At 63.9% G+C, this 13,124-nt stretch carries 10 protein-coding genes; 4 read left to right on the top strand and 6 right to left on the bottom strand.

All coding sequences use genetic code 11. The features are described from left to right. Positions 1 to 118: 118 nt before the first annotated feature. From cmk to gyrA, 6 genes are all read right to left on the bottom strand, one after another. Positions 119 to 790, bottom strand: a complete 672-nt coding sequence (cmk, locus tag B5T_RS14695) for a (d)CMP kinase (RefSeq protein WP_014995309.1) — start codon at positions 788 to 790, stop codon at positions 119 to 121. Further along, complete coding sequence (locus B5T_RS14700) at positions 787 to 3,030, bottom strand: bifunctional prephenate dehydrogenase/3-phosphoshikimate 1-carboxyvinyltransferase (protein WP_014995310.1); 2,244 nt, start codon at positions 3,028 to 3,030, stop codon at positions 787 to 789. The genes cmk and B5T_RS14700 overlap by 4 nt, the downstream gene beginning before the upstream one ends. Beyond that, positions 3,030 to 4,142: a histidinol-phosphate transaminase gene (gene hisC, locus B5T_RS14705; RefSeq protein ID WP_014995311.1), complete on the bottom strand. Its 1,113-nt coding sequence runs from the start codon at positions 4,140 to 4,142 to the stop codon at positions 3,030 to 3,032. Before hisC ends, B5T_RS14700 begins: the two co-directional genes overlap by 1 nt. A gap of 39 nt (positions 4,143 to 4,181) precedes the next feature. Continuing rightward, positions 4,182 to 5,264, bottom strand: coding sequence for a prephenate dehydratase (pheA, locus tag B5T_RS14710; RefSeq protein WP_014995312.1), 1,083 nt, complete (start codon positions 5,262 to 5,264; stop codon positions 4,182 to 4,184). Positions 5,265 to 5,455: 191 nt separating this feature from the next. Then, on the bottom strand, positions 5,456 to 6,535 hold the full coding sequence (serC, locus tag B5T_RS14715) for a 3-phosphoserine/phosphohydroxythreonine transaminase (protein WP_014995313.1): 1,080 nt from the start codon (positions 6,533 to 6,535) through the stop codon (positions 5,456 to 5,458). 76 nt (positions 6,536 to 6,611) lie between these two features. Beyond that, positions 6,612 to 9,311: a DNA gyrase subunit A gene (gene gyrA / locus B5T_RS14720; protein ID WP_014995314.1), complete on the bottom strand. Its 2,700-nt coding sequence runs from the start codon at positions 9,309 to 9,311 to the stop codon at positions 6,612 to 6,614. Positions 9,312 to 9,546: 235 nt separating this feature from the next. On the opposite strand from gyrA, the gene B5T_RS14725 reads away from it, so the two are divergent. The 4 genes from B5T_RS14725 to B5T_RS14740 are packed head-to-tail and all read left to right on the top strand — an operon-like array spanning position 9,547 to position 13,068. Then, a complete protein-coding gene (locus tag B5T_RS14725) occupies positions 9,547 to 10,875 on the top strand; it encodes a TRZ/ATZ family hydrolase (RefSeq protein WP_014995315.1) in 1,329 nt (442 codons plus the stop codon). Beyond that, positions 10,872 to 11,585: a bifunctional 2-polyprenyl-6-hydroxyphenol methylase/3-demethylubiquinol 3-O-methyltransferase UbiG gene (gene ubiG / locus B5T_RS14730; RefSeq protein WP_014995316.1), complete on the top strand. Its 714-nt coding sequence runs from the start codon at positions 10,872 to 10,874 to the stop codon at positions 11,583 to 11,585. Before B5T_RS14725 ends, ubiG begins: the two co-directional genes overlap by 4 nt. A gap of 29 nt (positions 11,586 to 11,614) precedes the next feature. Beyond that, a complete protein-coding gene (locus B5T_RS14735; RefSeq protein WP_014995317.1) occupies positions 11,615 to 12,295 on the top strand; it encodes an HAD-IA family hydrolase in 681 nt (226 codons plus the stop codon). Next, positions 12,292 to 13,068: a YciK family oxidoreductase gene (locus B5T_RS14740; RefSeq protein WP_014995318.1), complete on the top strand. Its 777-nt coding sequence runs from the start codon at positions 12,292 to 12,294 to the stop codon at positions 13,066 to 13,068. Before B5T_RS14735 ends, B5T_RS14740 begins: the two co-directional genes overlap by 4 nt. The last annotated feature ends 56 nt before the right edge of the window (positions 13,069 to 13,124 follow it).

A 13,124-nucleotide genomic window follows, 5' to 3' on the forward strand; every position in this document is an offset into this window, starting at 1 on the left:
TGTAAGAGGCTGGCGTTCGTTATGCAGCAACGGCTCCAGCCGCACCGCTACGATCAGGGCGCGTCCGAAGCCGTTTCAAGAGCCGGTTCGGGCTCTGAAAACCAATTGTGCCTGATCGTCAGATCAGTGAGCGGGCCGCCGCCTCATCGAGGATACGCGCGACCACCTGATCCACAGTCAGGTCCGTGGAGTCCAGTTCCAGGGCATCCTCCGCCGGTTTCAGCGGTGCCACGGAACGCTTCATATCCCGCTCATCACGAGTACGAATATCCTCCACAAGGGCCGAGAGGGTAGCATCAAACCCCTTTTCTTTCAACTGATTATAGCGCCGCCGGGCACGTTCCTCGGCACTGGCGGTCAAATAGATCTTCAGCGGGGCATCACGAAACACCACCGTGCCCATGTCACGGCCGTCCGCCACCAAACCCGGCGCCTGGGCGAACGCCCGCTGACGCGCGAACAAGGCATCGCGAACCGGCTGCAATACCGCCACCTGGCTGGCCAGTTCACCCACGCTTTCCTGGCGGATCTCCTCGCTGACGTCGGTTTCCTCGAGCACCACGCGGGTGTCCCCGCCCCGCTCCACGAACCGTACCGGCAGGCTCTCCGCCAGGTCCACCAGCTCGAGTTTGTTATCCAGGGCCACCCCCTGGTGTTGCGCATGCAGCCCCAGCACCCGGTACAGGGCGCCGGAATCAAGCAGATGCCAGCCGAGCGCGGACGCCACCCGCCGCGCCACGGTGCCCTTGCCGGAGGAAACCGGTCCGTCAATGGCGATAATCGGAATCATCGAACCTCCAGGCCCAGCCCCAGCGACCGCATCAGGTCGGCGAACCCGGGGAAGCTGGTGGCCACAGTGGCGCAATGGCGAATGGTAATCGGTGCCGTGGCGCGCAACCCGGCAATGGCGAAGCTCATGGCGATCCGGTGGTCATCGTGGGATTCCACCTCGGCGCCGCCCAGGGCGCCGCCGGTGATGCGGATGCCATCCTCGAACACCTCCAGATCCACGCCCAGGGCGCTCAGGCCGTCGGCCATCACCTGGATGCGGTCGGACTCCTTCACCCGCAGTTCCTCGGCGCCGTGCAGCACGGTATCCCCTTCGGCACAGGCGGCGGCGACGAAGATCGCCGGAAATTCATCGATGGCCAGCGGCACCAGTTCGGCGGGAATCTCGATGCCCTTGAGCGGCGCGCTTCTGACCCGCAGATCCGCCACCGGCTCGCCGCCGCTGTCACGCTGATTCTCCAGGGTGATATCGGCGCCCATCAAACGCAGAATATCGATCACGCCGGTACGGGTCGGGTTGATGCCGACATGGGGCAGCAGCACGTCACTGTCCGCCGCAATGGAAGCGCCCACCAGCAGGAAAGCGGCGGAAGAAATGTCCGCTGGGACCTCCAGATGACAGGCGCGCAGAGCGCCACCACCGGTCACCGCGCGTAACGGCCCTTCACTGCGCACCGGATAACCGAAACCCGTGAGCATGCGCTCGGTGTGATCGCGGGTCGGCGCCGGTTCCGTCACCGAAGTCTCGCCCTGGGCGTAAAGCCCCGCCAGCAACAGCGCGGACTTGACCTGAGCGGACGCCATCGGCAAATCGTAGTGGAAGCCCTTGAGCGTCTGCCCGCCACGGATCCGCACCGGCGGACGGCCGCCGTCACCGGTCTGAATGCTGGCGCCCATTTCCCGCAGCGGCTTGGCCACCCGTTCCATCGGCCGCTTGGACAGCGAAGCGTCACCGGTGAGGGTCACATCAAACGCCTGGCCCGCCAGCAGCCCGGTGAGCAGGCGCATGGAGGTGCCGGAGTTGCCCATGTAGAGCGGCTTGCCCGGTTCCTTCAGGCCGTCCAAGCCGACCCCATGCACGGTGACCTTGCCGTTATGAGGGCCTTCGATCACCACGCCCATGTCACGGAACGCCTGCAAAGTGGCCAGCGCGTCCTCCCCTTCAAGAAAGCCCTCCACTTCCGTGACCCCGTCGGCCAGAGCGCCGAGCATGATGGACCGGTGGGAAATGGATTTGTCGCCGGGCACCCGGGCGCGGCCCCGCAGGCTGCCACCGGGCTGAACCACGAAGGTGGGATCGTGCTGATCGCTCATGCTGCTCTCGTTATCCGAATGGCGCGCCCGCGTATAGGAGGTCCTCGCATTGAGCGCCAGAAAATGGGCCCGTGCCGTGTTGGCGCGGGTCATGATACCCATCAGGGCGTCGGAGTCACCGGCTTCGATGGCGTCGCGGAAACCGTCGATGCCATCCCGGAACAGGGCCAGGGCATCCAGCACCGCCTGCCGGTTCTCCTGAAAGATATCGTGCCACATCACCGGGTCGGAACTGGCGATGCGGGTGAAATCGCGGAATCCCCCGGCGGCGTAGCGGAAGATCTCCGTGGAGTCGCCCTGGCGTGCCAGGGTATCGACCAGGGAAAACGCCAGAAGATGGGGCAAGTGGCTGGTTTCCGCCAGCACCCGGTCATGATGTTCCGGCGTCATCTCCAGCACTTCGCTGCCCAGCGCGGTCCACAGTTCGCGCACCGCGCGGGTGGCCGCCGGATCGGTCTGCGCCAGTGGCGTGAGAATCACCCGGTGATCCTGATAGAGGCCGGCGTCGGCGGCGGCCACGCCACTGGTTTCCTTGCCGGCGATGGGATGTCCGGGCACGAAGCGGGGGAAATGATCCCCCAGCGTCCGGCGAGCAGCGGCAATAACACTACCCTTGACGCTGCCGCCATCGGTGACGATGGCGCGCTCCGAAAGCCCCGGCGCCAGCGCCGCCAGAGAGCGCTCCATCGCCGACACCGGCGTCGACAGCAATACCAGATCGGCGCCACGTACCGCCAACGCCAGGTCCTGGCTGCCTTCATCGATCAGCCCCATGGCCAGACCCTGTTCCAGGGTCCGGGCGGAACGGCTGCCGGCCACCAGCGTGCCCGCCAGGCCCCGCTCCCGTAAAGCGGCGGCGAAAGAGCCGCCGATCAGGCCCAGCCCGATGATCGCCACCCGTCGAAACAGCGGGGCGCCACGGCTCATCAGCGCGCCCCCGCTTTCATGACCTTGGCCAGGGCGTTCAGAAAACGTTCGTTTTCCCGTGCCGTGCCCACCGTGACGCGCAGGTGGTTGGGCAGGCCATAGCCGCCCAGCGGGCGTACGATGACACCTTCACGCAGCAGCGCCTCGTACACCGGCAAAGCCTCACCGGCGCAATCCACGGTGATGAAGTTGGCCACCGAGGGAATATGCTCCAGCCCGAGCTGGTTCAGCCCTTCCACCAACTGGCCAAGACCAGCGGTGTTCTCGCAACGGGAGTTCTCCAGGTGGTCGACATCGTCCAGCGCCGCCTCGGCGGCGGCCAGGGCGGGAATATTGACGTTGAACGGCTGGCGCACCCGGTTGAGGATGTCGGCCACGTCCGGATGCGACACCGCATACCCCACCCGCAGCCCGGCGAGCCCGTGAATCTTGGAAAAGGTGCGGGTAACGATCAGGTTCGGATAGCGCGCCAGCCGGCGCAGGCCATCCGGGTAATGAGACTCTTCGACATACTCGAAATAAGCCTCGTCCAGTACCACCAATACATCTTCCGGCACCCGCTCGAGGAAACGGTCCAGCGCCACATCATTGAACCAGGTGCCGGTGGGATTATTCGGGTTGGCCAGGAACACGATGCGGGTGTTCTGGTTGATGGCGTCCGCCATGGCGGCCAGATCGTGGCCGTAGAGATGCGCCGGCACCATCACCGGTTTGGCCGAACAGGCCACCGTCACCAGCGGATAGATGGCGAACGCGTATTCGGCGTAAACGGTCTCTTCACCGGGCTGCAGATAAGCCCGCGCCACCAGTTCGAGAATATCGTTGGAGCCGTTACCCAGAGTAACCTGGTTACTGTTGACGCCGAGCTTTTCCGCCAGCGCCGCCTTCAGGCTGAAGCCGGCGCCGTCGGGATAGAGGTGCACCTGCTCCAGCGCCCGCTTCGCCGCTTCCAACGCTTTATGGCTGGGCCCCAGAGGATTCTCGTTACTGGCCAGTTTGATGATGTCGCGAATACCCAGTTCCCGCTCCAGCTCCTCGATCGGTTTACCGGGGGAATAGGGTTGCAGCCGCTGCACGCCGCCGTTGGCCAGTTTGATGTAATCGCAGGTCATGATGTTTCCTGTTTGTTCAGGCCGGACGTCCGACCTTTTCTACAATACCGCTTTGGGATAGGAGCCCAGAATACGGATGGTGTTGCCATCCCCTTCCAGCCTTTCCAGTACGTTCTTCAACAATGGATCTTCCTTGTGCCCTTCGCAGTCGATGAAGAACACATAACTCCAGTTGGCGGTACGTGACGGGCGGCTTTCCAGGCGGGTCAGGTTGATACCCTGTTCGCGGAACGGCAGCAGCATGTCGGAAAGCAACCCCGGACGGTTCTTGCCGGTGACCAGCATGCTGGTTTTGTCGCGGCCGGACGGCGGCGTGTCCTGGCGTCCGATCACCAGGAAGCGGGTGGTGTTATCCGGGCGGTCCTCGATATTGCTTTGCACCCGCTCCAGACCATAAAGCTCGGCCGCCATATCACCGGCGATGGCCAGGGCGTTCCACTCGTCGCGCAACCGCCGCGCGGCCTCGGCGTTGGAGCTCACCGGAATACGCTCCACCGTGGGCAGATGCGCGTCCAGCCACTGGCGGCACTGGGCCAGGGTCTGCTGGTGGGAATAGACGCGGGTGACCTTGTCACGGCGGGTATGAGGTCCGGCCAGCAAATGGTGGTGGATGCGCAGCTCCACCTCACCGCAGATTTTCAGGCTGGAGGACATGAAGGTGTCCAGGGTATGGCTGACCATGCCCTCGGTGGAGTTTTCCACCGGCACCACGCCGTAATGGGCGGCCCCGGCTTCCACTTCCCGGAACACTTCGTCGATGGCGCCGAGCGGCACGCTTTCCACCGCGTGGCCAAAGTGCTTGAGCGCCGCCTGCTGGGTGAAGGTGCCCTCCGGCCCCAGGAACGCCACCCGCATGGGTTGTTCCAGCGCCAGGCAAATACTCATCACCTCGCGGAACAGCCGGGCCATCGCCTCACCGTCGATGGGGCCCTGGTTGCGCTCCTTGATACGCTGCAGCACCTGGGCCTCGCGTTCGGGACGATAGAACACCGGGTTGCTGTCCTCGCGGCGCTTCACATCCGCCACCGCGTGGGCCAGTTCGGCCCGACGATTGAGCAACGTCTGGAGTTGCTGATCCAGAGCGTCGATTTGATCCCTCAGGCTGTCCAACGAATCGGTCATTGTCTGTCTCGCTTACACGCTGGCACGCATCACGCTGGCACGCTGCATGTGAGCGTACGGCTGGGACTGTGCCACTATTGTTTCCTATCGTCTCGCCGGGCACCACCGCGCTCACCGCTTTTGCCAATGCCATCAAACATGGCGTGCAAGCGTGTTGCGTGCAAGCGTGTCAGCGTTTCGCGCACCGGCGCTTATCCGTGTCGCTTCTCGAAATCCGCCATGAACGCCACCAGGGCCTCCACCGCGGCCTCCGGCACCGCGTTATAGATGCTCGCACGCATGCCGCCCACGCTGCGGTGGCCTTTCAGATTATGCAGACCGGCGGCGCCCGCCTCGTCCAGGAAGTCCTTGTCCAGATCACTGTTGGCCAACACGAACGGCACGTTCATCCGGCTGCGATCGGCCTTCTCCACCGGGTTGCTGTAGAAACCGCTGGCATCGATGAAGTCGTACAGGCGCTTCGCCTTGCGCTCATTGATCGCGGCCATGGCGGTCAGACCGCCCTGGTCCTTGAGCCACTGGAACACCAGACCAGCCAGATACCAGGCAAAGGTCGGCGGCGTGTTGTACATGGAGTCGTTGTCGGCGTGGATCTGATAGTTCAGCATCGCCGGCACACTGGCGCCCGCGCGTCCCAGCAAATCGCGGCGCACGATCACCAGAGTGATACCGGCCGGGCCGATATTCTTTTGCGCGCCGGCATAGATCAGGCCGAACCGGTTCACGTCCAGGGGCCGGGACAGGATGGTGGAACTCATGTCCGCCACCAGCGGCTTGTCCACCTCGGGAATGAAGTCAAACTCCAGGCCGCCAATGGTTTCGTTCGGACAGTAATGCACGTAATCGGCATCGGCGGACAGCGTCCAGTCCGCTTGCGGCGGCACGTAGCTGAAGTTGCGATCCTCGCTGCTGGCCGCCACGTTGATGTCACCGTAACGGCGCGCTTCCTTGATCGCTTTGCTCGACCACTGACCGGTGTTGATGTAGTCCGCCTTGCCGTTGTCCCCCATCAGGTTCAGCGGCACCATGGCGAACTGGGTGCTGGCGCCACCGTGCAGGAACAACACGGCGTAGTCGTCGGAGATACCCAGCAAATCCCGCAGATCCTGTTCCGCACGCCGGGCCAGCTCCACCACCACCTGATCACGGTGGCTCATTTCCATCACCGACATGCCGGTGCCGCGAAAATCCAGCAACTCTTCCTGGGCTTGACGCAACACCGCTTCCGGCAACGCCGCCGGACCAGCGCAAAAGTTGAAAGCGCGGGACATTCAGTTTCTCCGTATCGATAAAACGGCCCGGTCGAACCGGGCCGGAATGGTCATGCCGGGAGCAGGTAACGGAACCTCAGTCTTCTCCGTTTCCGTCTTCTTCCGGGTTCTCTTCCAGGTCGTCGACGACCGCCTCCGCGCCTTCCAGCTCGGGGATGGTGGCCAGACCGGACAGCGCCTCACCGTCACCAAGACGGATCAGGCGCACGCCCTGGGTGTTACGGCTCAGATGGCTGACCTCATCGACCCGGGTACGCACCAGTGTGCCCTGGTTGGAGATCAGCATGATGTCCTCTTCGCCGAACACCTGGGCGGCGCCGACCAGAGAGCCGTTACGCTCATTGACCACCATGCCGATCACGCCCTGGGTGCCGCGCCCCTTGGTCGGGAACTCGCTCATATCGGTACGCTTGCCGTAGCCGTGCTCGGACGCGGTCAGCAGTTGGCCACCTTCCTGCGGCACGATCAGCGCGATCACTTCCTCGCCATCGGCGACTTTCATGCCGCGCACACCCCGAGCGGTGCGGCCCATGACACGGACCTTGGATTCCTGGAAGCGCACCACTTTGCCGTTGCCGGCCACCAGCACCACATCCTCGGCGCCCTGGGTAATGGCCACATTCACCAGGTGCTCGCCTTCCTGCAGTTTGACCGCGATCAGACCATTGCTGCGCGGCCGGGCGAATTTGGCCAGTTCGGTCCGTTTGACCACGCCATTGGAAATGGCCATGAAGATGAACGGACCGGGAGTGCTATCCTCTACTTCCACACCCTCGGCGTCTTCGATGACATCAGCGCCGTCCGTCTCGGCCTCGTCTTCGTCCTCGGTATTACCCTGCTGCCGCACCATTTCCGCGTCCAGGCGCAGGATGGCGGTGATTCGCTCTTCCTTCTGCAGTGCCGGGATCAAATTGATGATCGGCTTACCACGGGAGTTACGCCCGCCCTGCGGCAATTCGAACACCCGCAGCCAGTACACCTTGCCGATGCTGGTGAAACACAGCAGCGTATCGTGGGTGCCGGCCACCAGCAGTTGCTCGACGTAGTCCTCATCCTTCACCGTGGTCGCCGCCTTGCCGCGGCCGCCGCGACGCTGCGCGGCATAGGTGTCGATGGGCTGGACCTTGGCGTAACCGCCGTGGCTGAGTGTGACCACCACGGTTTCCTCGGCGATCAGATCTTCCATGCTCAGGTCGGAGCGGGAAGTCTGAATCTCGGAACGGCGCTCGTCGGCGTACTCGTCACGTATCGCTTGCAGCTCCTCGCGAATCACCTCGAGCAGGCGCTCCGGGTCGGCCAGAATCAGGCTCAACTCGCGGATCTGCTCCAGTAGCTCCTGGTAGTCGGTGACCAGCTTTTCCCGTTCCAGGCCGGTCAGTTTCTGCAGGCGCAGATCGAGGATCGCCTGGGCCTGTTCCGGAGACAGGTAGTAAAGCCCGTCACGCAGACCGAACTGCTCGTCCAGATTGTCCGGGCGGGCGATGTCCTCGCCGCCAGCGCGTTCCAGCATGGTCAGCACATCGCCGGGCGCCCAGCCCTTGGCCAGCAGCTTTTCCCTGGCCTCGGCGCCGCTCGGCGACGCCTTGATCAGTTCGATCACCGGATCGATATTGGCCAGAGCCACCGCCAGGCCTTCCAGCAAATGCGCCTTTTCCCGTGCTTTGCGCAATTCATAGACGGTGCGGCGGGTGACCACTTCACGGCGATGCCGCAGGAAAGCGTCCAGCAGCTGGCGCAGATTGAGCGTCTTCGGCTGGCCGTCTTCCAACGCCACTATGTTGATGCCGAACACCGACTCCATCTGCGTCTGCTGATAGAGATTGTTGAGCACCACGTCACCGTTCTCGCCACGACGCAGCTCAATGTAGATGCGCATGCCCTCTTTGTCGGACTCGTCGCGCAGCTCGGTGATGCCTTCGATTTTTTTGTCTTTGACCAGCTCGGCGATCTTCTCGATCAGCCGCGCCTTGTTCACCTGGTACGGCAGCTCGGTGACGATGATCGCTTCCTTGCCGCTCTTGTCCGCCTCTTCCACGGTGGCGCGGGCGCGCACGTAGATACGGCCCCGGCCGGTACGGTACGCCTGCACGATGCCGGCGCGGCCATTGATGATACCCGCGGTGGGGAAGTCCGGGCCCTGGATGTATCGCATCAGGTCGTCCGGGGTCAGGCTGTCATCGTCGATCAGTGCCAGACAGCCGTCGATCACCTCGCCCAGATTATGTGGCGGAATGTTGGTGGCCATGCCCACGGCGATACCGGAAGAGCCGTTGACCAGCAGGTTCGGCACCCGCGTGGGCATCACTTCCGGGATCCGCTCGGTGCCGTCGTAGTTGTCGACGAAATCCACCGTTTCCTTGTCCAGATCGGCCTGCAGCTCGTGGGCGATCTTGGCCATGCGCACCTCGGTGTAACGCATGGCCGCGGCGGAGTCGCCGTCGATGGAACCGAAGTTGCCCTGCCCGTCCACCAACATGTAGCGCAGCGAGAACGGCTGGGCCATACGCACGATGGTGTCGTATACGGCGGAGTCACCATGGGGGTGATACTTACCGATGACGTCGCCCACCACCCGGGCGGACTTCAGGTACGGCCGGTTCCAATGGTTGTTGAGCTCGTGCATGGCGAACAGTACACGCCGGTGCACCGGTTTCAGGCCGTCGCGCACGTCGGGCAAAGCGCGCCCGACGATCACGCTCATGGCGTAATCCAGGTACGACTGTCTCAGTTCGTCCTCGATATTGACGGGTGTAACTTCTTTTGCGAGGTCCGTCATGGCGTTCCTTTTGTATCCTTGGTGGCGTGGGTGACGCTCCCGGAAAAGTCAACGATGATAGCACAGCTTGAGAAGCTCTGAATAAGTATTCCGGCTGGTCCCAGGAGCCTGCTTGAGTGGGATCACACACCCGGGACAGGCTATACTCGCCGCCACAATACTGGCCACCACACAATAGCCACCACCATGGCCACCGCCGTCCGGCGGCGGCCCCGGCTGAAGCAAGGAGCCTTGAATGAGCGACAATCAGGCCGACCTGATCCTGCACGCCCGCTGGGTGGCGCCGGTGGCGCCGGACACCACGGTACTGGAACAGCACGCCGTGGTGGTGCGCGGCGATACCATCGTCGACCTGCTGCCCAGCGCGCTGGCGGACCAACAATGGCAGGCCACGGAGGTCCGCCGGCTGGATCGGCACCTGCTGATCCCGGGTCTGGTCAACGCCCACACCCACGCCGCCATGAACCTGTTTCGCGGCCTCGCCGACGATCTGCCGCTGATGACCTGGCTGGAAAAACACATCTGGCCGGCCGAAGGGCGCTGGGTCAGTGACCCGTTTGTTTACGAGGGCACCCGGCTGGCGGCGGCGGAGATGATCCGCGCCGGCACCACCTGCTTTGCCGACATGTATTTCTTTCCCGACGCGGTGGCCCGGGCCACCCTGGAAAGCGGTCTGCGGGCGGCTATTTTCTGTCCGCTAATGGACTTCCCCACGCCGATGGGATCCGGGCCGGAGGACTATTTACGGCTGGCCACCGACGCTGTCGATCAGTGGCGCCATGAGCCGCGGCTGTCCCTGGGGTTCGGCCCACACGCCCCCTACACGGTATCCGACGGCCCGCTGGAACAGGCTCTGACCCTGGCCGAGGAACTGGACCTGCAAATCATGATGCACGTGCACGAAACCGCCGGCGAAATCCAGCAGGCGGTGGAGCACAACGGTGACCGGCCGCTGGCGCGGCTGCGCCGGCTGGGCTTGCTGACACCGCGCCTGATGGCCGTGCATATGACCCAATTGCTGGACGAGGAAATCCAGTGGCTGGCCGAAACCGGCACCCATGTGGTGCATTGCCCGGAGTCCAACCTGAAACTGGCCAGCGGCTTCTCGCCGCTGTACAAACTGCGCCAGGCCGGCGTCAATGTCGCCCTCGGCACCGATGGCGCCGCCAGCAACAACGACCTGGACATGATCGGTGAGATGCGCAGCGCCGCCCTCCTGGCCAAGGGCGTCAGCCTGCGCGCGGACGCCCTGCCCGCCGCCGAGATTCTGGAAATGGCCACCCTGGGCGGCGCCCGCGCCCTGGGACAGGATAGCCGGATCGGCTCCCTGGAAGCGGGCAAACAAGCCGATCTGGTGGCGGTGGACCTGGCCCGCCTGGAAACCCAGCCGGTCTACGATCCGGTGGCCCAGTTGGTCTACGCCGCCAGCCGTGATCAGGTCACCGATGTCTGGGTCGCCGGCCGCGCCCTGTTGAAAGAGCGGAACCTGCTCACCCTCAATGAGGCCCAACTGGTGCACAATGCTCAACAATGGCAACGGAAAATCGCCGGAGAAAGCCAATGAACGAAGTAACCCACCGCAATGTGGACAACAGTGAAGTCGCCAAATTCAACGCCCTGGCGGAGCGCTGGTGGGATCCCAACTCCGAATTCCGGCCGTTGCACGACATCAATCCACTGCGCCTGAACTACATCGATGAGCGGGTGGATCTGCCCGGCAAAAGCGTGATCGACATCGGCTGCGGCGGCGGCCTGCTCTCCGAGGGCATGGCCCGGCGTGGCGCCACCGTCACCGGCATCGACATGGGGGAAGCACCGCTGGCCGTGGCGCGGCTGCACGCCGAACAGAGCGGCGTGGAAGTGGAGTATCTGCAAACCCCGGCGGAAGACATCGCCGCTGAACGGGCCGGCCAGTACGACGTGGTCACCTGTCTGGAAATGCTGGAACACGTCCCGGATCCGTCTTCCGTGATCCGCGCCTGCGCCGCGCTGGTCAAGCCCGGTGGTCAGGTGTTCTTCAGCACCATCAACCGCAACCCGAAATCGTTTCTGTTCGCCATCGTCGGCGCCGAGTACGTGCTGCGCCTGCTGCCTCGTGGCACGCACGAATACGCCAAGCTGATCCGCCCGTCTGAACTGGCGGGCTGGTCCCGCGACGCCGGCCTGGATGTGCGCGACACCACCGGCATGACCTACAACCCGGTCACCCAGGTGTACAAACTGAACCGGGACGTGTCAGTCAACTATCTGATGCACGCGGTGACAGCGGTCTGACACCCGGCGTCAAACACGAGCGAGGCTCCATGAAATCTCTGCAGGCCGTTTACTTCGACCTGGACGGCACCCTGATCGACACCGCGCCGGACTTTTACAGTGTGCTCAATCACCTGTTGGCACAGCACGGTCGTCCGGCGGTGAGTTATGCGGCGGTGCGCGCCAATGTGTCCAACGGCGCCCGGGCACTGACCGAACTCGGCTTTGGCCTGGGCCCCGAAGACGCTGCCTTCGACGATTACCTGAACCAGTTGCTCGATGCCTACGCCGGCCATCTGGCGGTGGGCACCCGGCTGTTCGAGGGCATGGCCGACACGCTGAACTGGCTCGACCAGCAGGGCCTGCCCTGGGGCATCGTCACCAACAAACCGGAACGCTTCACCTTGCCGGTGCTCGAGGGTCTGGGTCTGGCAACACGGGTTGGCGCGGTGATCTGCCCGGATCACGTGCGGCAGCGCAAACCGGACCCGGAGGGTTTGCTGATGGCGGCCGGGCGCGATGGTGTTAACCCCGCCGCCTGCCTTTACGTCGGTGATCATCTGCGCGACATTCAGGCTGGCAAAAACGCCGGCATGGCCACCGCGGTGGCCGCGTTCGGTTACATCGACGCCGATGACGACCCCCGCGGCTGGCAGGCGGACCATCTGCTGGAACAGGGCGACGACCTGTTACCTTTACTGAAAACCCTGACAAGCGAGAGTCTGGCATGAACGATCTGCAGTCCCTGAATCGCCAAGCGGTGACGTATCAATGTCCGGATAACGCCTTCAAGGATCGCATCATCCTGGTGACCGGCGCCGGCGACGGCATTGGCCGGGCCGTATCCCTGGGGCTGGCCCGGCACGGCGCCACCGTGATTCTGCTCGGCCGCACCCAGTCCAAACTGGAAGCGGTGTACGATGAAATCAAAGCCGCCGGCGGCCCGGAGCCGGCGCTGGCGCCGGTCAACATGACGGTGGCGCGCCCCAGTGATTATCTGGAGTTGGCCAGCCTGTTCGAGAAAGAGTTCGGGCGCCTGGACGGCGTGCTCCACAACGCCTCGCTGCTTGGCGACATCACCCCAATGAACGGCTACAGCGCCGACACCTGGGACTCGGTCATGCAGGTAAACGTCAACGCCGCCTTCTATCTGACCCAGGCCCTGTTGCCGTTACTGCGCAACAGCGATGACGCCCGCATCCTGTTCACTTCGTCCAGTGTCGGCCGGCGCGGGCGCGCCTATTGGGGGGCCTATTCGGTGTCCAAGGCGGCCACCGAGAATCTGGCCCAGGTGCTCGCGGAGGAACTGGAAAATACCTCGAAGATCCGCGTCAACACGGTCAACCCCGGCGCCACCCGCACCGCCATGCGCGCCAACGCCTACCCCGGCGAAGACCCGATGACGCTGAAAACACCGGAAGAGCTGTTACCGGTCTATCTTTATCTGCTGGGCCCGGACAGCAGCAACGTGAATGGCATTTCCCTGGACGCGCAGCCGAAATAACGTATCGCGGCCCACGGGCCGCCCCCCTCCCCATATGCAACATCCCCTTGGCTATA

Source organism: Alloalcanivorax dieselolei B5 (assembly GCF_000300005.1).
GTDB lineage: Bacteria > Pseudomonadota > Gammaproteobacteria > Pseudomonadales > Alcanivoracaceae > Alloalcanivorax > Alloalcanivorax dieselolei.